This window comes from Pseudomonas sp. BNK-7 (genome assembly GCF_048072025.1).
Lineage (GTDB): Bacteria > Pseudomonadota > Gammaproteobacteria > Pseudomonadales > Pseudomonadaceae > Aquipseudomonas > Aquipseudomonas danubii.
On sequence record NZ_CP182252.1, the window covers coordinates 2,364,471 to 2,391,102 of the forward strand.

At 59.8% G+C, this 26,632-nt stretch carries 21 protein-coding genes; 19 read left to right on the forward strand and 2 right to left on the reverse strand.

The genetic code is table 11. From position 1 onward, the window contains the following. Positions 1-33: 33 nt before the first annotated feature. Both ACMGF8_RS10880 and map read right to left on the reverse strand, forming a co-directional pair. The gene (locus tag ACMGF8_RS10880; protein ID WP_102861365.1) at positions 34-2,736 is read right to left on the reverse strand and encodes a [protein-PII] uridylyltransferase; all 2,703 of its coding nucleotides are present in this window, start codon (positions 2,734-2,736) and stop codon (positions 34-36) included. Between the two features lie 48 nt (positions 2,737-2,784). Continuing rightward, positions 2,785-3,567, reverse strand: a complete 783-nt coding sequence (map, locus tag ACMGF8_RS10885; RefSeq protein WP_102861366.1) for a type I methionyl aminopeptidase — start codon at positions 3,565-3,567, stop codon at positions 2,785-2,787. Positions 3,568-3,963: 396 nt separating this feature from the next. Here map and rpsB point away from each other — a divergent pair, with 396 nt between their 5' ends. From rpsB to ACMGF8_RS10980, 19 genes are all read left to right on the forward strand, one after another. Then, complete coding sequence (rpsB, locus tag ACMGF8_RS10890; protein WP_011059524.1) at positions 3,964-4,701, forward strand: 30S ribosomal protein S2; 738 nt, start codon at positions 3,964-3,966, stop codon at positions 4,699-4,701. A gap of 203 nt (positions 4,702-4,904) precedes the next feature. Continuing rightward, entirely contained in the window at positions 4,905-5,771 is an 867-nt protein-coding gene (gene tsf / locus ACMGF8_RS10895) for a translation elongation factor Ts (RefSeq protein WP_016962579.1), read from the forward strand. A gap of 208 nt (positions 5,772-5,979) precedes the next feature. After that, complete coding sequence (gene pyrH, locus ACMGF8_RS10900; RefSeq protein WP_011059526.1) at positions 5,980-6,723, forward strand: UMP kinase; 744 nt, start codon at positions 5,980-5,982, stop codon at positions 6,721-6,723. Then, positions 6,720-7,277, forward strand: a complete 558-nt coding sequence (frr, locus tag ACMGF8_RS10905; RefSeq protein WP_102861367.1) for a ribosome recycling factor — start codon at positions 6,720-6,722, stop codon at positions 7,275-7,277. The genes pyrH and frr overlap by 4 nt, the downstream gene beginning before the upstream one ends. 15 nt (positions 7,278-7,292) lie before the next feature. Then, positions 7,293-8,048, forward strand: coding sequence for a polyprenyl diphosphate synthase (uppS, locus tag ACMGF8_RS10910; RefSeq protein ID WP_011059528.1), 756 nt, complete (start codon positions 7,293-7,295; stop codon positions 8,046-8,048). Then, entirely contained in the window at positions 8,048-8,854 is an 807-nt protein-coding gene (locus ACMGF8_RS10915) for a phosphatidate cytidylyltransferase (protein ID WP_102861369.1), read from the forward strand. Before uppS ends, ACMGF8_RS10915 begins: the two co-directional genes overlap by 1 nt. Beyond that, the gene (gene ispC / locus ACMGF8_RS10920; protein ID WP_115581700.1) at positions 8,851-10,041 is read left to right on the forward strand and encodes a 1-deoxy-D-xylulose-5-phosphate reductoisomerase; all 1,191 of its coding nucleotides are present in this window, start codon (positions 8,851-8,853) and stop codon (positions 10,039-10,041) included. Before ACMGF8_RS10915 ends, ispC begins: the two co-directional genes overlap by 4 nt. Before the next feature lie 48 nt (positions 10,042-10,089). Continuing rightward, positions 10,090-11,442: a sigma E protease regulator RseP gene (rseP, locus tag ACMGF8_RS10925; RefSeq protein ID WP_102861371.1), complete on the forward strand. Its 1,353-nt coding sequence runs from the start codon at positions 10,090-10,092 to the stop codon at positions 11,440-11,442. Positions 11,443-11,516: 74 nt separating this feature from the next. Continuing rightward, entirely contained in the window at positions 11,517-13,907 is a 2,391-nt protein-coding gene (bamA, locus tag ACMGF8_RS10930; protein ID WP_102861372.1) for an outer membrane protein assembly factor BamA, read from the forward strand. Positions 13,908-13,951: 44 nt separating this feature from the next. Beyond that, the gene (locus tag ACMGF8_RS10935; RefSeq protein ID WP_102861373.1) at positions 13,952-14,455 is read left to right on the forward strand and encodes an OmpH family outer membrane protein; all 504 of its coding nucleotides are present in this window, start codon (positions 13,952-13,954) and stop codon (positions 14,453-14,455) included. Between the two features lie 3 nt (positions 14,456-14,458). Beyond that, positions 14,459-15,514: a UDP-3-O-(3-hydroxymyristoyl)glucosamine N-acyltransferase gene (gene lpxD, locus ACMGF8_RS10940; RefSeq protein WP_102861374.1), complete on the forward strand. Its 1,056-nt coding sequence runs from the start codon at positions 14,459-14,461 to the stop codon at positions 15,512-15,514. Between the two features lie 109 nt (positions 15,515-15,623). Further along, positions 15,624-16,064, forward strand: a complete 441-nt coding sequence (fabZ, locus tag ACMGF8_RS10945) for a 3-hydroxyacyl-ACP dehydratase FabZ (RefSeq protein WP_007924058.1) — start codon at positions 15,624-15,626, stop codon at positions 16,062-16,064. Further along, entirely contained in the window at positions 16,061-16,837 is a 777-nt protein-coding gene (gene lpxA / locus ACMGF8_RS10950; protein ID WP_102861375.1) for an acyl-ACP--UDP-N-acetylglucosamine O-acyltransferase, read from the forward strand. Before fabZ ends, lpxA begins: the two co-directional genes overlap by 4 nt. Before the next feature lie 2 nt (positions 16,838-16,839). Continuing rightward, positions 16,840-17,970, forward strand: a complete 1,131-nt coding sequence (lpxB, locus tag ACMGF8_RS10955) for a lipid-A-disaccharide synthase (RefSeq protein ID WP_102861376.1) — start codon at positions 16,840-16,842, stop codon at positions 17,968-17,970. Positions 17,971-17,981: 11 nt separating this feature from the next. Next, entirely contained in the window at positions 17,982-18,614 is a 633-nt protein-coding gene (gene rnhB, locus ACMGF8_RS10960) for a ribonuclease HII (protein WP_102861377.1), read from the forward strand. Between the two features lie 69 nt (positions 18,615-18,683). Then, a complete protein-coding gene (gene dnaE, locus ACMGF8_RS10965; protein WP_102861378.1) occupies positions 18,684-22,205 on the forward strand; it encodes a DNA polymerase III subunit alpha in 3,522 nt (1,173 codons plus the stop codon). A 139-nt stretch (positions 22,206-22,344) separates the two neighbouring features. Then, positions 22,345-23,292, forward strand: coding sequence for an acetyl-CoA carboxylase carboxyltransferase subunit alpha (locus tag ACMGF8_RS10970; RefSeq protein WP_016964689.1), 948 nt, complete (start codon positions 22,345-22,347; stop codon positions 23,290-23,292). 115 nt (positions 23,293-23,407) lie between these two features. After that, positions 23,408-24,724, forward strand: a complete 1,317-nt coding sequence (tilS, locus tag ACMGF8_RS10975; protein WP_416759573.1) for a tRNA lysidine(34) synthetase TilS — start codon at positions 23,408-23,410, stop codon at positions 24,722-24,724. Positions 24,725-24,998: 274 nt separating this feature from the next. Continuing rightward, positions 24,999-26,630, forward strand: a complete 1,632-nt coding sequence (locus ACMGF8_RS10980) for a CTP synthase (RefSeq protein ID WP_102878557.1) — start codon at positions 24,999-25,001, stop codon at positions 26,628-26,630. The last annotated feature ends 2 nt before the right edge of the window (positions 26,631-26,632 follow it).

Consider the following 26,632-nt stretch of genomic DNA (forward strand, 5'->3'; position numbering starts at 1 on the left):
CGTTTTCTCACTCAAAGCGGCGGTTCGGACCCTTCAGATGCTCAGGCGGGTCATTTCGATAGTCGGTTCATGGCTGACACTCAACTGTTCGACGATCGCATCCTGCAAGCGGCTGCACAGCTGGGGGTCGGAAAGGGGCTGGTTGTGCGCATCGGTGATGAAGAACACGTCTTCCACGCGCTCGCCCAGGGTGGCGATCTTGGCATTCTGCAGCGACAGGTCGAACTCCAGGAAGATCTTGCCGATCCGCGCCAGCAGGCCTGGGCGATCCGGGGCACTGAGCTCCAGCACGGTGACCGGGCGCTGGGCGTCGTTGTGGATGGTCACTTCGGGGGCGAAGGCAAAATGCTTGAGCTGGCGCGGCACCCGGCGCTGGATGATGGTCGGGTAGTCGTCGGGGTTGCGCAGGGCATCGGTCAGGCCCTTGCGGATCTGTTCGACCCGCTGCGGGTTGTTGCCGATGGACTCGCCGTCGTTGTCCAGGACGATGTAGGTGTCGAGGGTGAACTGGCTGCTGGAGGTGATGATGCGTGCGTCATGGATGTTCAGGTTGAGCTGGTCCATGGCGGCCACGGTCACCGCGAAGAAGTCGTGCTGGTCCGGGGCGTAGATGAAAATCTGAGTGCCGCCCTCGAACTCGCGCTGGGTGATTTCCTTGATCAGCACCAACGGGCCGCCGTCCGCCGGCTGCTGGAGGATCGCGTCGCTGTGCCAGGCCACATCGCCGGCGGTGTGGCGCAGGAAGTAGTCGTCCCCCAGTTGCGACCAGAGTTGTTCCACTTCGTCCGGGTCGGTGCCGTTGCGCACCAGGATGTCCAGGGCGGCGCTCTGGGTCTGGCGGATCTGCTCTTCGCGGTCCACCGGGTTTTCCAGGCCGCGGCGCAGGGCGCGCTTGGTTTCGGTGTAGAGCTGGCGCAACAGGCTGGCGCGCCAGGAGTTCCACAGGGTCGGGTTGGTGGCGTAGATGTCGGCGACCGTCAGCACGTAGAGATAGTCGAGACGGGTCTGGTCGACCACGGTCTGGGCGAAATCGTGGATCACCTGCGGGTCGGACAGGTCCTTGCGCTGGGCGGTGGTGGACATCACCAGATGGTTCTGCACCAGCCAGACGATCAGCCGGGTGTCCCATAAAGGCAGTTGGTGACGCACACAGAAGGCTTCGGCATCCACCGCGCCAATCTCCGAGTGGTCGCCGTGGCGGCCCTTGCCGATGTCGTGATACAGGCCGGCCAGGTAGATCAGCTCGGGCTTGGGCAGCTTGCCCATGAGCTTGCTGGCCAGGGGGAATTTCTCGGAGATCGGCGTGTACTGCATCTTGCGCAGGTGCTTGATCAGATTCAGCGTGTGGGCGTCCACGGTATAGATGTGGAACAGGTCGTGCTGCATCTGTCCGACGATGAAGCCGAACTCCGGCAGGTAGCGTCCGAGGATGCCGTAGCGGTTCATCCGCCGCAGGTTGCGGTGGATGCCGATCTCGCACTTGAACAGCTCGATGAACAGGCTGGTGTTGCGGATGTCGTGGCGGAAGTCGTCGTCGATCAGGTGCCGGTGTTCGCGCAGCAGGCGTATGGTGTCGGCGCGCACGCCCTTGATCTCCGGGTGCTGGGCCATCAGCACGAAGATTTCCAGCATGGCGAACGGCGTGCGTTTGAACACGTTGTCGTTGATCGCCTCGATGTAGCCGTCGTGCAGTTGGAAGCGGGCGTTGATCGGCTGCGGCGGGGCTTCGTCCTCGGGGGCGAGGATCACCTCTTCGAAGTGCTGGATGATCAGGTCGCTCAACTGAGCGATGCTCATCACCACCCGGTAGTACTGCTGCATGAAGCTTTCAATCGACTGTTTGACGTCTTCACCGCTGAAACCCAGTAGCTCGGCGATGGAGCGCTGGTGGTCCAGCAGCAGGCGGTCTTCGGCGCGGCCGGCGAGCATGTGCAGGGCGTAACGGACCTTCCACAGGAACTCCTGAGAGGAGGCCAGCAGGGCGTTTTCGCTTTCCACCAGGAAGCCTTCGCCGGCCAGGGCTCGCAGATTCAGGGTGCCGTACTGGCGGCGGGCGACCCAGAGAATGGTCTGGATATCCCGCAGGCCGCCTGGGGAGCCTTTGACGTTGGGCTCCAGGTTGTATTCGGTGTCGTTGTACTTGTGGTGGCGGGCCTTCTGCTCGGCGTGCTTGGCCAGGAAGAAGTCCTTGCTCGGCCACATATGTGCGGTGCTGGTGACGTCCAGCATGCGCTGGCGCAGGCGCTCGGGGCCGGCGATGGTGCGGCTTTCCATCAGGTTGGTGATCACCGTCAGGTCGGCCCGGGCCTCCTCGGCGCATTCATCCACCGAACGCACGCTTTGCCCGACTTCCAGGCCGATGTCCCAGAGCAGGGTGAGAAAGCGTTCGATGGAGTCGCGAAAGATCTCGTGATCGGCGCTGTCCAGGAGGATCAGCAGGTCGATATCGGAATAGGGGTGAAGCTCGCCGCGACCGTAGCCGCCGACCGCCACCAGGGCGATGTCGGCCTCGTTGCTCCAGGTGAACTGGTCCCAGGCCTTTTGCAGGATGTTATCGATGAACCAGGCGCGGTCCTCGATCAGCCGGCGGATTTCCCGTCCGCTGCGAAAGCGGTTGTCGAGCACTTCCCGTGCCTGACGGATGGCTTTCTTGAAGGCGGCGATGGGGCTGGCCTTCAGTGCCAGTTCCGCCTGGAACTGGCCACGGTCGAAGAGTTCGGGATCCACCTGCGGCATCGATTGGCTTTCCTTTCTATCTATAAGGTCGGGACGCGGCGTTGTGGATCAGGCAGATACCCGAGGGATGGTGTCATCGCTGCGCAGGGTAAAGATCTCGTAGCCGGTTTCGGTCACCAGCAGGGTGTGTTCCCACTGTGCCGAGAGCTTGCGGTCCTTGGTGATGGCGGTCCAACCGTCGCCCAGTACCTTGGTGTCGGCCTTGCCCTGGTTGATCATCGGCTCGATGGTGAAGGTCATGCCGGCCTTGAGTTCCATGCCGGTGCCGGCGCGGCCGTAGTGCAGGATCTGCGGCTCTTCGTGGAATACCTTGCCGATGCCGTGGCCGCAGAATTCGCGCACGACCGAGAAGCCGTTCTTTTCCGCGTGCTTCTGGATCACTTCGCCGATGTCGCCCAGGCGGCAGCCCGGCTTCACCAGTTCGATGGCCTTGTACATGCATTCCTGGGTGATCTGCGACAGGCGCTCGGCCCAGACTGGCACGGTGCCGACGTGGAACATGCGGCTGGTGTCGCCGTGGTAGCCGTCCTTGATGACGGTGACGTCGATGTTCAGGGTGTCGCCGTCCTTCAGGGGCTTCTCGTTGGGAATGCCGTGGCACACCACGTGATTGATCGAGGTGCAGATGGACTTGGGGAAACCCTTGTAGTTCAGCGGGGCCGGGATAGCGCCCTGCACGTTGACGATGTAGTCGTGGCAGATTCGGTCCAGTTCTTCGGTGGTGACACCGGGTTTGACATGCTCGGCAATCATTTCCAGGACTTCGGCGGCCAGTTTGCCGGCGACACGCATTTTGGCGATGTCCTCGGGAGTTTTGAGGGTGACGGTCATACAGGCTCTCTTGACGCTCAATGGCGCGATATACACGGAATGGCTTGAAAACCTGCCCCTGCAAGGCTGGAATCGGTGAGGTTTTCGGAAGCCGCAAAGATGCGATTCTAACAGAGGCTCAGCGTAAATCTGAGGTTCTGCTGGCGCTTGTCTCCATACAATGGTGCATTCAGGGCTGTTTCCAAGGTCAGGGCGAAAACTGCAAGGATCGACGGATGTGAATCCGGGTTCCGTTTTGGCCCTTGCTGTGGTATAAAATGCGCCGCTTTCCGGGGATGCCCCGAAAAGCTCAAACCCACACACGTGTCGACACGATGACCTGGGTGCCCTCAGCACATGCTGTTGGTTGGTCATTGGGATACGTGGAGGCCTAACCCGACTTATTAAGGAACTATCATGTCCCAAGTCAACATGCGCGATATGCTGAAGGCCGGTGTGCACTTCGGTCACCAAACCCGTTACTGGAACCCGAAAATGGGTAAGTACATTTTTGGTGCGCGTAACAAGATTCACATCATCAACCTTGAAAAAACCCTGCCAATGTTCAACGAAGCTCTGACTTTCGTAGAGCGTCTGGCCCAGGGCAAAAACAAGATTCTGTTCGTCGGCACCAAGCGTTCCGCTGGCAAGATCGTTGCTGAAGAAGCAGCACGTTGCGGTTCGCCGTACGTCGATCACCGCTGGTTGGGCGGCATGCTGACCAACTACAAAACCATCCGTGCTTCCATCAAGCGTCTGCGTGACCTTGAAGTGCAAGCAGAAGACGGCACCTTCGCCAAGCTGACCAAGAAAGAGGCGCTGATGCGCACTCGCGACCTGGAAAAGCTGGATCGTTCCCTGGGTGGTATCAAGGACATGGGCGGCCTGCCTGACGCACTGTTCGTGATCGACGTTGATCACGAGCGCATCGCGATCACCGAAGCCAACAAGCTGGGCATCCCGGTCATCGGCGTTGTCGATACCAACAGCAGCCCAGAAGGCGTTGACTACATCATCCCAGGCAACGATGACGCCATTCGCGCCATCCAGCTGTACATGGGTTCGATGGCTGACGCTGTGATCCGTGGTCGCAACAACGTTGCTGGCGGCACCGAAGTGTTCGAAGAAGCTGCAGCACCGGCGGCTGAAGCCTGAGTAACTGACGCTTAGCGTTTACTCAGTACGCAAAAAGGGGGCTTGGCCCCCTTTTTGCCAACTCGAAAATCATTTCGTCGTTGCGCCCCGGCAGTTTCTGTAATGCGGGGCTGTTATGAAGTGAATTCGGGGCAGCGCCCAAGAATTGAACGCCCGTTCGATCGGGTGGAATGGTTGAAAACCTATCCAAGAGGATTTTGAAAATGGCAGAGATTACTGCAGCGTTGGTCAAAGAACTGCGCGAGCGTACCGGCGAAGGCATGATGGATTGCAAAAAGGCCTTGACCAAGGCCGGCGGCGACATCGAAAAAGCCATTGATGACATGCGTGCTTCCGGCGCCATCAAGGCTGCCAAGAAAGCAGGCAACGTGGCTGCTGAAGGTGCTATCGCCATCAAGGACGACGGTAAAGCCGCTGTCCTGCTGGAAGTGAACTCGCAGACCGACTTCCTGGCTCTGCAGGACGACTTCAAGGCATTCGTTGCTGCCAGCGTTGAAAAAGCGTTCGCTGACAAACTGACCGACGCCGCTCCGCTGATCGAGGCTCAGGAAGCTGACCGTCTGATCCTGGTGGGCAAGACCGGTGAGAACGTCAACATCCGTCGTCTGGCTCGCGTTGAAGGTGACGTGGTCGGTACTTACCTGCACGGTAACAAGATCGGTGTTGCGGTTGTCCTGAAGGGCGGCTCCGTTGAGCTGGCCAAAGACATCGCCATGCACGTAGCGGCAAGCAACCCTGAGTTCCTGCTGCCTTCGCAGGTTTCTGCCGAAGCCATCGAGCGCGAAAAAGCTGTGTTCCTGCAGCTGAACGAAGACAAGATGAAAGGCAAGCCAGCCGAAATCGTCGAGAAAATGATCGCTGGCCGTATCAGCAAGTTCCTGGCTGAAGCCAGCCTGGTTGAGCAAGCTTTCGTCAAGGATCCAGAAGTCACCGTAGGTGCTCTGGCCAAGAAAGGCGGCGCTGAAATCGTTTCCTTCACCCGTTTCGCAGTAGGTGAAGGCATCGAGAAGAAAGAAGACAACTTCGCTGAAGAAGTTGCTGCACAACTGGCTGCTGCCAAGCAACAGTAAGACGGTTTTTCAACTGTCGCCCAGAAGAGGCTGCCCGCTCACGCGCGCAGCCTCTTTTCAAATGGGCAGGGCAATTTTGTTGCTTTACCTCGGAACCGGTTTACAAAGTCGTGTTCTGATGGCGCTGTGACAGCGTCAAGCTAGAGTGAACGCAGGCTGAAAACAGCCCGCAAAGAATTTTTAAAATACGCCGCAGGAGAGATTCGCAATGGCTCAGCAGGGCAGTGGTTATCAAGCTCGCTATAAACGCATTCTACTCAAGCTTAGCGGCGAGGCCCTGATGGGCTCGGAAGAGTTCGGGATCGACCCCAAGGTGCTGGACCGCATGGCGCTGGAAGTCGGCCAACTGGTCGGCATCGGCGTCCAGGTAGGCCTGGTGATCGGTGGTGGCAACCTGTTCCGTGGCGCCGCCTTGAGTGCTGCCGGGATGGATCGGGTCACAGGTGACCACATGGGCATGCTGGCCACTGTGATGAACGCCCTGGCCATGCGCGACGCGCTGGAACGTGCGAATATCTCGGCCATCGTGATGTCCGCTATTTCCATGGTGGGTGTGACCGATCACTATGACCGTCGCAAGGCCATGCGCCACCTGAACTCCAAAGAAGTGGTGATTTTCGCGGCCGGTACCGGCAACCCGTTCTTCACTACCGACTCCGCAGCCTGCCTGCGCGCCATCGAGATCGATGCCGATGTCGTACTCAAGGCAACCAAGGTCGACGGTGTTTACACTGCAGACCCGTTCAAGGACCCACATGCCGAGAAGTTCGATCATCTGACTTACGATGAAGTGCTGGATCGCAAGCTGGGAGTGATGGACCTGACGGCCATTTGCCTGTGCCGCGACCACAAGATGCCGCTGCGGGTATTCAACATGAACAAGCCCGGCGCCCTGCTGAATATCGTGCATGGTGGCGCTGAAGGAACCCTGATCGAGGAAGGCGAGCAATGATCAACGAAATCAAGAAAGACGCTCAAGAGCGCATGAAGAAAACCCTGGAGTCTCTGGCGCATGCATTCGGCCAGATCCGCACCGGCAAGGCGCACCCCAGCATTCTGGGCAGCGTGATGGTGCCTTACTACGGTACCGACACGCCGTTGAGCGGCGTTGCCAACGTGACCGTGAAGGACTCCCAGACCCTGCAGGTCGTGCCGTTCGAGCGCAACATGCTCGGAGCCATCGACAAGGCCATTGGCAGTGCCGGTCTCAACCTCAACCCGACCAACCTGGGCGAGCTGCTGCTGATCAAGATGGCGCCGCTGACCGAGGAAACCCGCAAGGGCTTCACCAAGCAGGCGCGCGCCGCAGCCGAAGATGCGCGGGTTGCCGTGCGCAACATCCGTCGCGACGCCCTTGGCGAGTTGAAGAAACTGACCAAGGACAAGGAAATCAGCGAAGACGAAGAGCGTCGTGGCAGCGCCGAAATCGACAAGTTGATCAAGGACTTTGAAGCTCAGATCGCCAAGGCGACTGAGGAAAAAGAAAAGGACTTGATGGCCGTATAAGGGTCAGGCGTTTTCATGGAAAAGACCAAGCAGTCCGTGTTGTCCTCGGTGCCGCGCCATGTGGCGATCATCATGGACGGTAATAACCGCTGGGCAAAAAAACGCTTTATGCCGGGTGTTGCCGGGCATAAAGCGGGCGTTGACGCGGTACGTGCAGTGATCGAAGTGTGCGCTGAGGCCAAGGTTGAAGTCCTGACCCTGTTTGCCTTTTCCAGTGAAAACTGGCAGCGCCCGGCCGATGAGGTCAGTGCCTTGATGGATCTGTTCTTCAAGGCGCTGCGGCGTGAGGCCAAGCGTCTTAACGAGAACAACATCAGTCTGCGGATCATTGGCGACCGTTCGCGTTTCCATCCCGAGTTGCAGGCGGCGATGCGCGAGGCGGAAGCGATTACCGCGGGCAGTGATCGTTTCATTCTGCAGATTGCTGCCAACTACGGCGGTCAATGGGATATCGCCCAGGCCGCCCAGCGCCTGGCGCGTGAGGTTCAGGCCGGTCACCTGCGGCCCGAGGACATCACTCCGGGCCTGTTGCAGACCTGTCTGGCAACCGGCGACTTGCCGTTGCCGGACCTCTGCATCCGCACCGGTGGTGAGCATCGCATCAGTAATTTCCTGCTGTGGCAGCTGGCCTATGCCGAGCTGTATTTCTCCGACCTGTTCTGGCCGGACTTCAAACACGAAGCCATGCGCAACGCGCTGGCCGATTACGCATCTCGACAGCGGCGCTTCGGTAAAACGAGCGAGCAGGTCGAGGCTGGAGCCCGGGTTTAATGCTTAAACAACGAATCATTACTGCGCTGATCCTGCTGCCGATCGCCTTGTGCGGTTTTTTCCTGCTCGAAGGTTCGGGGTTTGCCCTGTTCATCGGTCTGGTGGTGAGCCTGGGGGCCTGGGAGTGGGCGCGCCTGGCGGGTTTCGAGGCGCAGCCGGCTCGGGTGGCTTACGCGCTGGTAGTGGCGGCGCTGCTGTTCTTGATGCATCTGGTCCCGGGTGTTGCGCCTTGGGTGCTGGGTGCCGCGGTGTTGTGGTGGGGGTTGGCGACTTTCCTGGTGCTGACCTATCCGCGCACCAGTGAGCAATGGTCCGGGGCGGCCCCCAAGCTGCTGATCGGTCTATTGATCCTGTTGCCGGCCTGGCAGGGCTTGGTGTTCATCAAGCAGTTGCCACTGGGCAATTGGTTGATCATGGCGGTAATGGTGCTGGTTTGGGGGGCAGATATCGGTGCCTACTTCTCCGGCAAGGCCTTCGGTAAGCGCAAGCTGGCGCCACAGGTGAGTCCTGGCAAGAGCTGGGAGGGCGTCTATGGCGGCCTGGTATTGAGCCTGGTGATCACGGCAGTGGTCGGCCTGGTGCGTGATTGGTCCTTCGGACAGATCCTGTTGGGGCTGTTGGGTGCGGCCATTGTGGTCTTCATTTCGGTGGTCGGTGACCTGACCGAGAGCATGTTCAAGCGTCAGTCCGGCATCAAGGACAGCAGCAATCTGTTGCCGGGGCACGGCGGTGTGCTCGATCGGATCGACAGTCTGACGGCGGCGATTCCGGTGTTTGCGGTGTTGCTGTGGATGGCTGCACTGTGAGTCGTGTGCAACAGATCACGGTTCTGGGGGCTACGGGCTCCATTGGCCTGAGTACGCTGGATGTGATTGCTCGTCATCCGGATCGCTATCAGGTGTTTGCCCTTAGCGGGTTCAGCCGTCTGGCCGAGTTGCTGGCGTTGTGCGTGCGCCATGTGCCGCGTTTTGCCGTGGTGCCTGAGGTCGCTGCGGCGAGGACTTTGCAGGACGATCTGCGAGCCGCTGGCCTGTCGACTCGGGTGTTGGTGGGGGAGCAGGGGTTGTGTGAAGTTGCCTCGGCGCCTGAAGTCGATGCGGTGATGGCGGCCATTGTCGGGGCGGCGGGCCTGCGTCCGACCCTCGCGGCGGTGGAGGCCGGCAAAAAGATCCTCCTGGCCAATAAAGAAGCGCTGGTGATGTCCGGCGCACTGTTCATGCAGGCGGTAGGCAAGAGTGGCTCGGTGCTGCTGCCTATCGACAGTGAGCACAACGCGATTTTCCAATGCATGCCTGGGGATTTTTCTCGGGGCTTGAGTCAGGTCGGGGTGCGACGGATTCTGTTGACCGCTTCGGGCGGCCCATTCCGTCAGACGCCTCTGGCCGAGCTCGAACATGTTTCGCCGGAGCAGGCCTGTGCCCATCCGAACTGGTCCATGGGGCGCAAGATCTCCGTGGATTCGGCGAGCATGATGAACAAGGGGTTGGAGTTGATCGAGGCCTGCTGGTTGTTCGATGCCAAGCCTTCTCAGGTCGAGGTGGTGGTGCATCCGCAGAGCGTGATCCATTCCCTGGTGGATTATGTCGACGGCTCGGTGCTTGCCCAGTTGGGGAACCCGGATATGCGCACGCCTATCGCCAACGCCCTGGCCTGGCCGGAACGTATCGACTCCGGTGTCGCCCCGTTGGATCTGTTCGCGATTGCCCGTCTGGACTTCCAGGCACCCGACGAGCAGCGGTTCCCTTGCCTGCGTCTGGCGCGTCAAGCTGCCGAGGCGGGGGGCAGCGCTCCGGCGATGCTCAATGCGGCCAATGAAGTGGCTGTTTCGGCCTTTCTTGATCGGCGCATCCGTTACCCGGAGATCGCGAGTATCATCGACGAAGTCTTGCTCCTTGAACCTGTAGTTGCAGTCAATGAGCTCGATGCAGTGTTTGCGGCGGATGCCAAGGCCCGAAGCCTGGCAGAACAATGGTTGCAGCGTAACGGGCGATAGGATTTGCGACCGGGCGAGTGGCGGCGAATAGGATTGCGGAGAAAGTAGATGAGCGCGCTCTATATGATTGTCGGCACCCTGGTAGCCCTGGGTGTGCTGGTCACCTTCCATGAATTCGGTCACTTCTGGGTCGCACGTCGCTGTGGCGTCAAGGTGCTGCGCTTCTCCGTGGGCTTTGGCATGCCGTTGCTGCGCTGGCACGATCGTCGCGGTACCGAGTTTGTGATCGCCGCCATTCCCCTGGGTGGCTACGTGAAGATGCTCGACGAGCGTGAAGGCGAAGTGGCCCTCGATGAACTCGACCAGTCCTTCAATCGCAAGTCCGTGCGCCAGCGTATCGCTATTGTTGCCGCCGGCCCGATCGCCAACTTCCTACTCGCCCTGGTGTTCTTCTGGGCCCTGGCGATGCTGGGCAGTCAGCAGGTCCGACCGGTCATCGGTGGCGTAGAGGCGGGGAGCATAGCCGCCAAGGCCGGCCTCGGTGCCGGCGAGGAAATTGTTGCCATCGATGGTGAGCCAACTTCCGGTTGGGCGGCGGTGAATCTGCAACTGGTGCGCCGTCTGGGTGAAAGCGGAACGCTGCAGGTGCAGGTGCGCGAGCAGGGCGCGACGGTTGACTCCTCTCGCCAGCTGGTACTGGACAAATGGCTCAAGGGCGCCGACGAGCCGGACCCGATCCGCTCCCTGGGGATTCGCCCATGGCGCCCGGCATTGCCCCCCGTGCTGGCTGAGCTCGATCCGAAAGGCCCGGCCCAAGCTGCCGGCCTGAAAACCGGCGACCGTCTGCTGGCGCTGGATGGGCAGTCGCTCAGTGACTGGCAGCAGGTGGTTGATTGGGTTCGTGTGCACCCTGATACGAAAATTGTGCTGCAAGTCGAGCGCGATGGTGCTCAAATCGACGTCCCTGTGACCTTGGCCAGCCGTGGCGAAAACAAAGCGCCCAATGGCTACCTTGGGGCTGGGGTGAAAGCTGTCGACTGGCCTGCGGAGATGCTTCGCGAGGTCAGTTATGGCCCGCTGGAGGCGATTGGCGAAGGGGCTCGACGGACCTGGACCATGAGTGTCCTGACCCTCGAATCACTGAAGAAAATGTTGTTCGGCGAGCTCTCGGTAAAAAACTTGAGTGGACCGATAACCATTGCTAAAGTGGCGGGCGCTTCTGCCCAGTCGGGCATTGCTGATTTCTTGAATTTCCTTGCTTATCTGAGTATTAGCCTGGGTGTTCTGAATTTGTTGCCCATTCCGGTATTGGATGGGGGGCATTTGTTGTTCTATCTGATCGAGTGGGCGCGTGGTCGTCCCTTGTCGGATCGGGTGCAAGGTTGGGGGATACAGATCGGTATCAGCTTGGTGGTCGGAGTCATGCTGCTTGCTCTGGTCAACGATCTGGGTCGTCTGTAACGCTTCGCTGAATTGCGAATCTGCCGCATTTTGCGGCAGTTTGTTTATTGCCAGTTGGAATAAGAAAGGACTTCATGAAACGTCTGCTGCTAACTGCGGTTCTCACCGTATTGATGATCGCCGAAGTTCACGCCGAGTCCTTCACTATCTCCGATATCCGCGTCAACGGCCTTCAGCGCGTTTCCGCGGGTAGCGTCTTTGGTGCCTTGCCGTTGAACGTCGGCGAGCAGGCGGACGACCGTCGCCTGGTGGAATCCACTCGTGCGCTGTTCAAAACCGGTTTCTTTCAAGACATCCAACTGGGCCGCGATGGCAACGTCCTGGTCATTACGGTAGTCGAGCGGCCGTCGGTTGCCAGTATCGAGATCGAAGGCAACAAGGCGATCTCCACCGAAGACTTGATGAAGGGCCTGAAACAGTCCGGTCTGGCCGAAGGTGAGATCTTCCAGCGTGCAACACTCGAAGGCGTTCGTAACGAGTTGCAGCGCCAATATGTCGCCCAGGGCCGTTACTCGGCCACCGTTGAGACTGAAGTGGTTCCGCAGCCACGCAACCGTGTCGGCCTGAAGGTCAATATCAACGAAGGCACGGTCGCAGCCATCCAGCACATCAACGTGGTGGGCAACACTGTCTTCCCAGACGAAGACCTGATTGGCCTGTTCGAACTCAAGACCACCAACTGGCTGTCGTTCTTCAAGAACGACGACAAGTACGCCCGTGAAAAGCTCTCCGGTGACCTGGAGCGTCTGCGTTCCTACTACCTGGACCGTGGCTATATCAATATGGATATTGCTTCGACCCAGGTGTCCATCACCCCGGACAAAAAGCACGTCTACATTACCGTCAACGTCAACGAAGGCGAGAAGTACAGCGTTCGTGACGTGAAGCTCAGCGGCGACCTGAAAGTACCTGAAGACCAGGTCAAGGCACTGTTGCTGGTGGAGAAGGGCCAGGTGTTCTCGCGCAAGCTGATGACCACCACTTCCGAACTGATTACCCGCCGTCTGGGTAACGAGGGCTACACCTTCGCCAACGTCAACGGCGTGCCTCAGCCTCATGATGAAGACCACACCGTGGACATCACCTTCGTGGTAGACCCGGGTAAACGTGCCTACGTCAACCGTATCAACTTCCGTGGCAACACCAAGTCCGAGGACGAAGTGCTGCGTCGTGAAATGCGTCAGATGGAAGGCGGCTGGGCTTCGACCTACCTGATCGACCAGTCCAAGACCCGTCTTGAGCGCCTGGGCTTCTTCAAGGAAGTCAACGTCGAGACCCCGGCTGTACCGGGTGTTGATGACCAGGTTGACGTGAACTACGCGGTTGAAGAGCAAGCATCCGGTTCGATCACCGCCAGTGTCGGTTTCGCCCAGAGCGCTGGTCTGATCCTCGGTGGTTCCATTACCCAGAACAACTTCCTGGGTACCGGTAACAAGGTCAGCATCGGTCTGACCCGCAGCGAATACCAGAGCCGCTACAACTTCGGCTACGTTGACCCCTACTGGACCGCCGATGGCGTGAGCCTGGGTTACAACGCTTTCTATCGCACCACTGACTACAAAGACCTCGACGTCGACGTGGCCAGCTATGCGGTGGACAGCCTCGGTGCCGGCGTCAGCGTGGGCTACCCGATCAGTGAGACTTCGCGTCTGACCTTCGGCCTGACCGCGCAGCAGGACAAGATCAAGACCGGCCTGTACACCGTCGACGAAATCTTCGACTTCGTGAACAAGCAGGGCGACAGCTACCTCAACTTCAAGGCGTCGGCCGGCTGGTCCGAGTCGACCCTGAACAAAGGTGTGCTGGCCACTCGCGGCCATTCGCAAAGCCTGGTTCTGGAAACCACTACTCCAGGTAGCGACCTGTCGTTCTTCAAGCTCGACTACCGTGGTCAGTTGTTCACTCCGCTGAGTGAGAACTACACCATGCGCTTCCATACCGAACTGGGTTATGGCGACGGCTTTGGTGATACCAAGGGCTTGCCGTTCTACGAGAACTACTATGCTGGTGGTTTCAACTCGGTACGTGGCTTCAAGGACAGTACCCTGGGGCCGCGCAGTACTCCGAGTCGTGGTGCTGGTGTAACCGGTAACGCCGGTACAGCTGCCGACCCAGACCAGGATCCACTGCCATTCGGCGGTAACGTATTGATCCAGGGTGGTGCCGAGTTGCTGTTCCCGCTGCCGTTTGTCAAAGATCAGCGTTCCCTGCGCACTTCGTTGTTCTGGGATGTGGGTAACGTCTTCAACTCTCGCTGTGAAAGCACGTCCAACACCATTGCGGCGTCGAATGTGAAAACGCAGTGCAACGATATCAGCTTGAGCAATCTGGCCAGTTCGGTGGGTGTTGGTGTGACTTGGGTCACTGCTTTGGGGCCATTGAGCTTTGCCCTGGCGATGCCGATCAAGAAACCGGATGACGCTGAAACTCAGGTGTTCCAATTCTCTCTCGGTCAGACTTTCTAATAGTCTACCCAAGATAACGACAATGGATTTTGTAGGAGTGCATCGTGCGTAAGTTGACTCAATTGGTTCTCCTGGCCTCCGTACTGGTCGCGAGCCCGGCGTTTGCCGAAATGAAAATCGCTGTTCTGAACTATCAGATGGCTCTGCTGGAGTCCGACGCGGCCAAGAAGTACGCGGTGGATGCCGAGAAGAAATTCGGCCCGCAACTGACCAAGCTGAAGACTCTGGAAAGCAGTGCCAAGGGCATCCAGGATCGCCTGGTGGCCGGTGGCGACAAGATGCAGCAAGGCGAGCGTGAGCGTCTGGAGCTCGAGTTCAAGCAAAAGGCTCGGGACTTCCAGTTCCAGTCCAAGGAACTGAACGAAGCCAAGGCCGTTGCTGACCGCGAGATGCTCAAGCAACTGAAGCCGAAGCTGGACAGCGCCGTTGAAGAAGTCATCAAGAAAGGTGCTTTCGACCTGGTTTTCGAGCGTGGCGCAGTGATCGATGTCAAACCTCAGTACGACATCACTCGCCAAGTTATCGAGCGCATGAATCAGCTGAAGTAAGCCATGACCGCGACCATAAAACTCGGCCAATTGGCCGAGTTCCTCGGCGCCACCTTGCGTGGCGACGCGGAGAAGGAAATCACTGGGCTAGCCACCTTGCAGGAGGCTGGCCCAGCTCAGTTGAGCTTTTTGGCAAATCCGCAGTATCGCAAGTACCTGGTGGACTGCCAGGCGGGCGCGGTATTGCTGAAGGCCGCTGATGCCGAGGCTTATGCCGGCGATGCATTGGTGGTGGCTGATCCTTATCTGTCCTACGCCCGTATTTCCCATCTGTTCGATCCCAAGCCCAAGGCGCCAGCGGGTATCCATCCGTCAGCGGTGATTGCTGCCGATGCGCTGGTGCACCCGGCGGCCAGCATTGGTCCGTTTGCAGTGATCGAGTCTGGTGTGCGGATTGCGGCTGGAGTAACCATCGGTGCCCACTGCTTTATCGGCGCTCGCTGCGAAATCGGCGAAGGCGGCTGGCTGGCCCCGCGGGTGACCTTGTACCACGATGTGCGCATTGGTCAGCGTGTGGTCATCCAGTCGGGGGCGGTGCTCGGGGGTGAAGGTTTCGGCTTTGCCAATGAAAAAGGCATCTGGCAGAAGATCGCGCAGATTGGCGGTGTGACCATCGGTGACGATGTGGAAATCGGCGTCAATACGGCGATTGACCGCGGCGCTCTGGCCGATACCGTCATCGGCAACGGTGTGAAGCTGGATAACCAGATTCAGATTGCCCACAACGTCCAGGTCGGCGATCACACGGCGATGGCGGCTTGTGTGGGAATTTCCGGCAGCACCAAGATCGGCAAGCACTGTATGCTCGCCGGCGGTGTGGGTCTGGTAGGGCACATCGAGATTTGTGACAACGTATTCCTCACTGGAATGACCATGGTGACCCACTCGATTACCGAGCCGGGCGCTTACTCTTCCGGTACGGCCATGCAACCTGCTGCCGAGTGGCGCAAAAGCGCGGCACGCATCCGTCAGCTCGATGACCTTGCGCGGCGTTTGCGCCAGTTGGAAAAGCGCGTTGGGGACGTGACCCCTGACGGCAATGCTTCATCAGATGGCTGATACCATTTCCATATCAAGTGTGCACAGCCGCTAGACTGCCTCCTTGATTTGCTAGAGGGGCGTGCGTTAGTCGCGCGCTCCCACTCTTTACTACAGGCTTCCCCCCGAAATGATGGACATCAACGAGATTCGCGAATACTTGCCTCACCGTTACCCTTTCCTGTTGGTGGATCGGGTAGTGGACCTGGATGTCGAGGGCAAGTGCATTCGTGCCTACAAGAATGTCAGCATCAACGAGCCGTTCTTCAATGGTCACTTCCCGGCGCATCCGATCATGCCGGGCGTGTTGATCATCGAGGCCATGGCTCAGGCTGCGGGCATTCTCGGTTTCAAGATGCTCGACGTGAAGCCAGCCGACGGCACCCTTTATTACTTCGTCGGTTCCGACAAGCTGCGCTTCCGTCAGCCAGTACTGCCGGGCGACCAACTGATTCTTGAAGCCAAGTTCATCAGCTGCAAGCGTCAGATCTGGAAGTTCGAGTGCCAGGCGTCGGTAGACGGCAAGCCTGTCTGCTCCGCTGAAATCATCTGTGCGGAACGCAAACTATGAGTTTGATTGACCCTCGCGCAATCATCGATCCGACGGCCATCCTGGCCGACGACGTTGAGGTTGGCCCGTGGTCGATCATCGGCGCTGGTGTGGAAATCGGCGAGGGTACAGTGATCGGGCCCCATGTGATTCTCAAGGGCCCTACCCGGATCGGTAAGCACAACCGCATCTACCAGTTTTCCTCGGTAGGTGAGGACACGCCTGATCTGAAGTACAAAGGCGAGGAAACCCGCCTGGTTATTGGCGACCACAACGTGATCCGCGAAGGCGTGACCATTCACCGTGGCACCGTCCAGGACCGTTCCGAAACCACTCTGGGCGATCACAACCTGATCATGGCCTATGCCCATATCGGCCACGACAGTGTCATTGGCAACCACTGCATCCTGGTCAACAACACTGCGTTGGCCGGGCATGTGCACGTGGATGATTGGGCGATTCTCTCCGGCTTCACCCTGGTGCATCAGTACTGCCATATCGGCGCTCACAGCTTCTCCGGCATGGGCACCGCCATCGGCAAGGATGTGCCGGCATTCGTCACGGTGTTCGGCAACCCTGCCGAAGCCCGCAGCATGAACTTCGAAGGCATGCGCCGTCGCGGCTTTAGCGAAGATGCAATCCATGCACTGCGTCGCGCCTACAAGACGGTCTATCGCCAAGGGCTGACGGTGGATCAGGCCCTGGCCGAACTGGCCGAGCCGGCTGCACAGTTCCCCGAAGTCGCGGTGTTTCGTGACTCGATCCAGTCTTCGACTCGCGGCATCACCCGTTAAACATGAACACTCTGCGTATTGCGCTGGTGGCTGGCGAAGCCTCCGGCGACATTCTCGGCGCCGGTTTGATGCGAGCCTTCAAGGCTCAGCACCCGGCCGTTGAATTTATTGGCGTCGGCGGTCCGCTGATGGAAGCCGAAGGCCTCACTTCCTACTTTCCCATGGAGCGCCTGGCGGTCATGGGGTTGGTGGAGGTGCTTGGGCGGTTGCGTGAATTGCTGGCGCGACGCAAGAAGCTGATCCAGACCCTGATTGCTGAAAAGCCGGATGTGTTCATCGGGATCGATGCCCCGGATTTCACCCTGAATATCGAACTCAAGTTGCGTCAGGCCGGGATCAAGACGGTGCACTACGTCAGTCCGTCGGTCTGGGCATGGCGGCAGAAGCGGGTTCTGAAGATCCGCGAAGGCTGCGATCTGATGCTGACCCTGTTTCCCTTCGAGGCTCGCTTCTATGAAGAGCAGGGTGTACCGGTGAAGTTCGTCGGTCACTCCCTGGCCGATGCCATTCCGTTGCAAGCCGATCGCGCTGCCGCGCGTGCGGAGCTGGGCTTGCCCGACGGTCCGCTGGTGGCCTTGATGCCCGGCAGCCGTGGCGGCGAAGTAGGGCGCCTGGGTGCCTTGTTCCTCGATGCCGCCCAGCGTTTACGAGCCATGCGCCCAGGCGTGCGCTTCATCATGCCGTGCGCCAGCCCGGAGCGTCGGGTCCAGCTGGAAGAGCTGCTGGCCAGTCGCGACCTGCCGCTGACCTTGCTCGATGGTCAGTCCCATAAGGCCTTGGCCGCTTGTGACGCGGTGTTGATCGCCTCCGGTACCGCCACACTGGAGGCCTTGCTCTACAAGCGTCCGATGGTGGTGGCCTATCGCCTGGCGCCGCTGACCTTCTGGATTCTCAAGCGCATGGTCAAGAGTCCATATATTTCCTTGCCGAACCTGCTGGCCCAGCGTTTGCTGGTGCCCGAGTTGCTGCAGGACGACGCTACTGCCGAGGCCCTGGCTCAGACGCTGTCGCCGCTGATCGATGGCGGTGAAGAGCAGACCCGCGGCTTTGACGAGATCCACCGAACCTTGCGCCGTGATGCGTCCAACCAGGCCGCGCAAGCGGTACTTGGGTTGATCGGCAAAACCCTGTGAGTAATTCAAAGATGCAGATGGGCCTGGATTTCACCCTGGTGGCCGATGCCGAGGACCTGGTGGCCGGTGTCGACGAAGTTGGCCGTGGCCCTTTGTGCGGGGCGGTTGTCACTGCTGCGGTGATTCTTGATCCGCAACGGCCGATTCTGGGCCTCAACGACTCGAAGAAACTCACTGAGGCCCGTCGCGAGAAGCTGTTCGATGAAATCTGTGAGAAGGCCCTGAGCTGGTGCATTGCTCGGGCTGAAGTCGAAGAGATCGACGAGCTGAACATCCTCCACGCCACCATGCTGGCGATGCAGCGAGCGGTGGAAGGCCTGAGCGTGACGCCGAAGCTGGCGATGATCGACGGCAACCGTTGCCCGAAGCTGGCGATGCCGGCCGAGGCGGTGGTCAAGGGCGATAGCAAGGTTCCGGCGATCGCTGCAGCGTCGATTCTGGCCAAGGTCAGCCGCGACCGGGAAATGGCCGCTTTCGAGCTGATCTACCCGGGTTACGGTATCGGTGGCCACAAGGGCTATCCGACGCCGGTGCACCTGGAGGCCCTGGCCCGCCTGGGGCCGACGCCGATTCACCGGCGTTCCTTTGCCCCGGTGCGGCAGGCCTATGAAGCCCGTGAGGCGCAGGGCGAGATTCAGTCCTGAGGCTGATGTTTTAGTCGAGGCCCGGTACAATCCGGGCCTTGTTGTTTTCGCGCTTATTACAGGATCACTATGCCGGCTTCATTCGTTCACCTGCGCCTGCACACTGAATACTCCCTGGTCGACGGTCTGGTGCGGATCAAGCCGCTGGTCAAGGCTCTCACCGGCATGGGCATGCCTGCGGTGGCGGTCACCGACCAGAACAACATGTGTTCCCTGGTCAAGTTCTACAAAAACAGCATGGGTGCGGGGATCAAGCCGATCTGCGGCGCCGACCTGTGGCTGTCGAACAAGGACCCGGATAACCCCCTGAGCCGCATCAGCCTGCTGGTGATGAACGCCGTGGGTTACCGCAACCTGACCGAGCTGATTTCCCGCGGCTTTATCGATGGCCAGCGCAATGGCCAGATCATCATCGAGCGCGAGTGGGTAGCAGAGGCCGCAGAAGGCCTGATCATGCTCTCGGCGGCCAAGGAGGGCGAGATTGGCATGGCGCTGATCGCCGGTGACCTGGAGGTCGCCGAAACCCTGGCCCGGGAGTGGATGGCGGTCTTCCCGGACCGTTTCTACCTGGAAGTGCAGCGTACCAACCGACCCAATGATGAAGAGCAGCTACACGCCGCCGTGGCCCTGGCCGACAAGATCGGTGCGCCGCTGGTGGCCACCAACGATGTGCGTTTCATCAAGCAGGAAGATTTCGAGGCTCATGAAACCCGGGTGTGCATCGGCGAAGGCCGGGCCCTGGATGATCCGCGCCGTTCGAAGAACTACAGCGATCAGCAGTACCTGAAAAGCGCCGAGGAAATGGCCGAGCTGTTCAGCGACCTGCCCGAGGCGCTGGAAAACACGGTCGAGATCGCCAAGCGCTGCAATATCGAAGTCAAGCTGGGCAAGCACTTCCTGCCCGATTACCCCATTCCTGATGGCATGACCATCGATGAGTATTTCCGCAAGGTTTCCTTCGATGGCCTGGAAGAGCGCCTCAGCGTGCTGCTGCCCAAGGACACCACCGAGGACTATGAAGCCAAGCGCCAGGTCTACGTCGATCGGCTGAATTTCGAGCTGGATATCATCATCCAGATGGGATTCCCCGGTTACTTCCTGATCGTTATGGACTTTATCCAGTGGGCCAAGAGCAACGGCGTGCCGGTAGGTCCGGGCCGAGGCTCGGGTGCCGGCTCCCTGGTGGCCTACGTGCAGAAGATCACCGACCTCGACCCCTTGGAATACGACCTGCTGTTCGAACGTTTCCTTAACCCGGAACGGGTCTCCATGCCCGACTTCGACGTCGACTTCTGCATGGACGGTCGCGATCGGGTGATCGATTACGTGGCCGAGAAGTACGGCCGCAACGCGGTAAGCCAGATCATCACTTTTGGTTCCATGGCGGCCAAGGCGGTGGTGCGCGACGTGGCGCGGGTTCAGGGCAAGTCCTATGGCCTGGCCGACCGTCTGTCGAAGATGATCCCCTTCGAAGTTGGCATGACCCTGGAAAAAGCCTACGAGCAGGAAGAGATCCTGCGAGATTTCATCAAGGTCGATGAAGAAGCGGCGGAAATCTGGGAAATGGCGCGCAAGCTTGAAGGCGTGGTGCGTAACGTCGGTAAACACGCCGGTGGTGTGGTGATCGCGCCGACCAAGCTCACCGACTTCTCGCCGATCTACTGCGACGAAGAAGGCGGCGGCCTGGTGACCCAGTTCGACAAGGATGACGTCGAGGCGGCCGGTCTGGTGAAGTTCGACTTCCTCGGTCTGCGGACCCTGACCATTATCGATTGGGCGCTGAAAACCATTAACCGCGACCGCGCCAAGGTCGGCGAGGAACCGCTGGATATCGCCTTTATCCCGCTGGACGACAAGCCGACCTATAGCCTGTTGCAGAAAGCTGAAACCACTGCGGTATTCCAGCTTGAATCCCGGGGCATGAAGGAGCTGATCAAGAAGCTCAAGCCCGACTGCCTGGAAGACCTGATTGCACTGGTGGCCCTGTTCCGTCCGGGGCCGCTGCAATCGGGCATGGTGGATGACTTCATCAACCGTAAGCACGGTCGCGCCGAACTCGCCTACCCGCACCCCGACTATCAGTACGATGGCCTGCGCCCGGTTCTGGCGCCGACCTACGGCATCATCCTGTATCAGGAACAGGTGATGCAGATTGCCCAGGTCATGGCCGGTTACACCCTCGGTGGTGCGGACATGCTGCGTCGGGCCATGGGTAAGAAAAAGCCCGAGGAAATGGCCAAGCAGCGTGGCGGTTTCATTGAGGGTTGCGCCAGCAACAATATCGATGCGGACCTGGCGGGCAACATCTTCGACCTGGTGGAAAAATTCGCCGGTTACGGTTTCAACAAATCCCACTCCGCCGCCTACGGCCTGGTGTCGTACCAGACTGCCTGGCTCAAGGCTCACTACCCGGCGCCCTTCATGGCGGCGGTACTGTCCGCGGATATGCACAACACCGACAAGGTCGTGACCTTGATCGAGGAAGTGCGGACCATGAAACTGCGCCTCGATGCGCCAGACGTGAACACTTCCGAATTCAAGTTCACGGTGAACGATGAAGGTCGCATCGTTTATGGCCTTGGCGCGATCAAAGGGGTGGGCGAGGGACCGGTGGAAGCCATCACCGAAGCCCGTGCTGAGGGGCCGTTCAAGGACCTGTTCGATTTCTGTGCCCGGGTCGACCTCAAGCGCATTAACAAGCGGACCCTGGATGGTCTGATTCGCAGTGGTGCCCTGGACCGTCTCGGCCCGCACTTCTTCGACGAGCCCAAGGCCTACCAGGCCAACATCGACCAGAACCGCGCGGTACTGCTGGCCGCCATGGAAGAGGCGATCAAGGCGGCGGAGCAAACTGCCCGTACCCACGACAGCGGCCACGCCGACCTGTTTGGCGGGGTGTTCGTCGATGAGGACGCGGATGTCTACGCCAACCATCGCAAGGCCAAGGAGCTGACCCTCAAGGAGCGCCTTAAAGGCGAGAAAGATACCCTCGGCCTGTACCTGACCGGGCACCCGATTGATGAGTATGAAGGCGAGATCCGCCGCTTCGCTCGTCAGCGCATCATTGACCTGAAACCGGCCCGGGATACCCAGACGGTAGCGGGCATGATCATTGCCCTGCGGGTGATGAAGAACAAAAAGGGCGACAAGATGGGCTTCATCACCCTCGACGACCGTTCGGGGCGGATCGAGGCCTCCTTGTTTGCCGATGCCTTCCACTCGGCCCAGTCGCTGTTGCAGACCGACGCCATGGTGGTGGTGGAAGGCGAGGTGAGCAACGACGACTTCTCCGGCGGCCTGCGTTTGCGGGTCAAGCGGGTGATGAGCATGGAAGACGCGCGGACCAACCTGGCGGAAAGCCTGCGCCTGAAGGTCCATACCGATGCCCTCAAGGGCGATCAGCTACGCTGGCTGGGTGAGTTGTTCAAGCGTCACCGCGGTGCGTGCCCGATCACCATGGAGTACACCCGTAACGACGCCAAGGCCTTGCTGCAGTTTGGCGAGAACTGGCGGATCGACCCGGCAGACAGCTTGATTCAAGCCCTGCGTGACCAGTTCGGGCGAGACAACGTCTTCCTCCAATACCGTTGACGGTGAGGTGCCATCATTGCGCCTCATCGCCACATGAATTTTTAATCTCGACCTCAACGCGTCCGTCCCTTAAGGTAGGGCGCGAATAGACAACCGGCCGGCCCAAGCCCCCTTGGACGTCGAGCCCAGACGGACGCCTATGAACCCGAATTTTCTTGATTTCGAACAGCCGATCGCCGACCTGCAAGCCAAGATCGAAGAGTTGCGCTTGGTCGGTAATGACAATTCGCTGAATATCGGCGATGAGATTTCCCGCCTGCAGGACAAGAGCAATACCCTGACCGAAGACATCTTCGGCAAGCTCACCAGCTGGCAGATCGCACGTCTGGCGCGGCACCCGCGTCGTCCGTACACCCTGGATTACATCCAGCACATCTTCACCGAGTTCGACGAGCTGCATGGCGATCGCCACTTCTCTGACGACGCCGCGATCGTCGGCGGCGTTGCTCGCCTGGACGAGCAGCCGGTGATGATCATCGGTCATCAGAAAGGCCGCGAAGTGCGCGAGAAGGTACGCCGCAACTTCGGCATGCCGCGTCCGGAAGGCTACCGCAAGGCCTGCCGCCTGATGGAAATGGCCGAACGCTTCAAGATGCCGATCCTGACCTTCATCGACACCCCGGGCGCCTACCCGGGCATCGACGCTGAAGAGCGCAACCAGAGCGAGGCGATTGCCTGGAACCTGCGGGTCATGGCGCGCCTGAAGACCCCGATCATCGCCACCGTGATCGGTGAGGGTGGTTCCGGCGGCGCATTGGCCATCGGCGTCTGCGACCAGTTGAACATGCTGCAATATTCCACTTATGCGGTGATCTCGCCGGAAGGCTGCGCCTCGATCCTGTGGAAAACCTCGGAAAAGGCCGCCGATGCAGCCGAGGCCATGGGCATCACCGCCGAGCGTCTGAAAGGCCTGGGCATTGTCGACAAGGTCATCAGCGAGCCGCTGGGTGGCGCCCATCGTGATCCAGCCGCCGCGGCTGCCTCGATCCGTGCCGAACTCAGCTCGCAGCTGGCAATGCTCAAGGAAATGGATAACGACACCCTGCTGGCCCGTCGTTATGACCGCCTGATGAGCTACGGTCTCTGATCGAGCACTGTTCCCCCTTGTAGGGGTACGCTTGCTCGCGACCCAGGCGCCGCAATCGATCAGATTGCGGCGTCGTCCTTTCTCGAGCACATGCTCCTGCGGGGCTTGAAGCTTCATGAACTCTCTCTCCGCCAAACTCCTAAAAAGCCTGGCGCCCTGGCGTGAAGCCGCTCATTGGCGCATCGCTTTCTCCGGTGGACTTGATTCCACCGTCCTGCTGCATCTCCTTGTCGATCTGGCGCATCAACATGGCCTTCCACGGCTCACGGCTGTGCATGTTCATCACGGGCTGCAAGCGGCGGCGGATGCTTGGCCGGCCCACTGTCAGGCGATCTGTGCTGCCCTGGGTGTGCCGTTGCAGGTGATTCATGTCCAGGTGCGGGCCGGTTCCAGTCTCGAAGGGGCTGCCCGGGAGGCGCGTTATGGGGCATTCGAGCGCTTGACCGCTGCCAATGAGTTGCTGCTGACAGCCCAGCATCGTGATGATCAGGCCGAAACCCTGTTGTTTCGACTGTTGCGCGGTGCTGGCGTCCGGGGGCTATCGGCAATGCCGGAAAGCCGACCTTTGGGCGCAGGGCACCTGTTGCGGCCTTTGCTTGGTGTGTCCCGTGCCGAACTTGAACGTTACGCCGCCGAGCATTGCCTGAGCTGGGTCCAGGACCCTTCAAATGCCGATCATCAATATTCGCGCAATTATCTGCGGCATCAGGTGATGCCGTCGTTGATTGCTCGCTGGCCTCAGGCCGCGACCAGCATGAGTCGCAGCGCCGCCCACCTGAGAGAAGCACAGGGCCTGCTCGATGAGTTGGCGATGATGGATCTGGCGCCAGCCGAGGGGGAGAGCGACTTTCCCTGGCTGGACTTGCCGTCACTGGCCCTTGCTCCTTTGCAGTCGTTATCCCCGGCCCGGCAGCGCAACGTCTTGAGTCACTGGCTGAGCAAGCGTGGCCGTTTGCCGGACACCGATCATTGGGCCGGCTGGGAGAGTCTGCGGGATGCCAGCGCGCAGGGGCATCCTCGATGGTGCCTGGCCGACGGCGAAGTGCATCGCGCGGGAGGGCGAATCTGGTGGCTGTCTGGTGCTTGGTTGCAGCAGGTGAAAAGCGGGATCGAATGGCAGGATCCGGGCAGTCCGTTGCAGTTGCCTAACAATGGCCAGGTGTTTTTCGTCGGCTCGGCGCCCCAGGGCCCGTTGCACATCCGTTATCGGCAGGGTGGGGAAGTCATGCAGGTGGCCGGACGTGGTCATCGTGACCTGAAGCGTCTGCTCAACGAGGCCGGACTACCGAGCTTCGTCCGTGGCAGATTGCCGCTGCTGTACCAGGATGAGCGGTTGCTGGCAGTGGCAAACCTGCCGGCGCTTGCGGCAAATCCCCAGGCCGACTGGCAATTGCATTGGCGACCACTGACCAGCGATCAAGGTTTGAGCTGAAAGGGGCTTTCCGGTAGACTACGCTCCCTTCTTGATACAACTTCTGTGGATTCGCCTGAATTGCAGGAGTTGCCGATTACCAAGCAGTCTTTGCTGGGCGATTCCAAAAAATGTGTAGCGAGCAACCTACCGGTGTTTTTGCATCCGGTCTGTCACCACGCGGCGGTTTTTTTGAAAGGTGCACTGTGATTAATGCAGGTGATCGGGGGCTTCGGCCTTCCTTCGCTTTCCCCGGCGGCACTGACCGCTTTAACGCAGACTTCTAGGGTTTTTCATGACGCGCTACATATTCGTCACGGGCGGTGTTGTTTCTTCATTGGGGAAAGGCATTGCCTCGGCTTCATTGGCGGCCATCCTGGAGGCGCGGGGGCTTAAGGTCACCATGCTCAAGCTGGACCCGTACATCAACGTCGACCCGGGCACCATGAGCCCGTTCCAGCACGGTGAAGTGTTCGTCACCCACGACGGCGCCGAGACCGACCTGGACCTGGGCCACTACGAGCGGTTCATCCGCACGACCATGACCCAGAACAACAACTTCACCACTGGCCGTGTCTACGAGCACGTGCTGCGCAAGGAGCGCCGTGGTGATTACCTGGGCGCCACCATCCAGGTGATTCCGCACATCACCGACGAGATCAAGCGTCGCATCATCAAGGGCGCCGGCGATGCCGACGTGGCCCTGGTGGAAATCGGCGGTACCGTGGGCGACATCGAGTCGCAACCGTTCCTTGAAGCCATCCGCCAACTGCGGGTCGAAGTCGGCTCCAAGCGCGCGATGCTGATGCACCTGACCCTGGTTCCGTACATCGCCACCGCTGGCGAGACCAAGACCAAGCCGACCCAACACTCGGTGAAGGAACTGCGCTCCATTGGTCTGCAGCCTGACGTGCTGATCTGCCGCTCCGACCATCCGGTGGATGTGTCCTCGCGTCGCAAGATCGCCCTGTTCACCAACGTTGAAGAGCGTGCGGTGATCTCCCTGGAAGACGTCGACACCATCTACAAGATCCCGGCCGTACTGCACGCCCAGGGTCTGGACGATTTCGTCGTCGAGCGTTTCGGCCTGCAATGCAACGGCGCCGATCTGTCCGAGTGGGAAAAGGTGGTAGACGCCAAGCTCAACCCTGAGCATGAAGTCACCATCGCCATGGTCGGCAAGTACATGGAACTGCTGGACGCCTACAAGTCGCTGATCGAAGCGATGAGTCACGCCGGCATCACCAACCGCACCAAGGTCAACCTGCGCTATATCGATTCCGAAGACATCGAGAACCAAGGCACCGCGCTGCTGGAAGGCGTTGATGCGATCCTGGTCCCGGGCGGTTTCGGCCTGCGTGGCGTGGAAGGTAAGATCACTGCAGTGCAATACGCCCGCGAGAACAAGGTGCCGTACCTGGGTATCTGCCTGGGCATGCAAGTGGCGGTCATCGAGTTCGCCCGTAACGTCATGGGCTGGAAAGATGCCAACTCCACCGAATTCGATCGCACCAGCGGTCACCCGGTCGTCGGTCTGATCACCGAGTGGGAAGACGCCACCGGCGCTGTCGAAGTGCGTAACGAAGCGTCCGATCTGGGTGGCACCATGCGTCTGGGCGCCCAGGAATGCTTGCTGGAAGCGGGCTCCAAGGTCCACGACTGCTACGCCAAGGACGTGATCATCGAGCGTCACCGTCACCGTTACGAAGTGAACAACAAGCTGCTGCCACAGCTGATCGAGGCTGGCCTGAAGATCTCTGGTCGCTCGGGCGACGGCGCGCTGGTTGAAGTGGTCGAAGCTGCGGATCATCCATGGTTCGTCGCTTGCCAGTTCCACCCTGAGTTCACCTCGACGCCACGTGACGGTCACCCACTGTTCAGCGGTTTCGTCAAAGCAGCATTGGCTCAACACCAGAAGAAGGCTTGAAC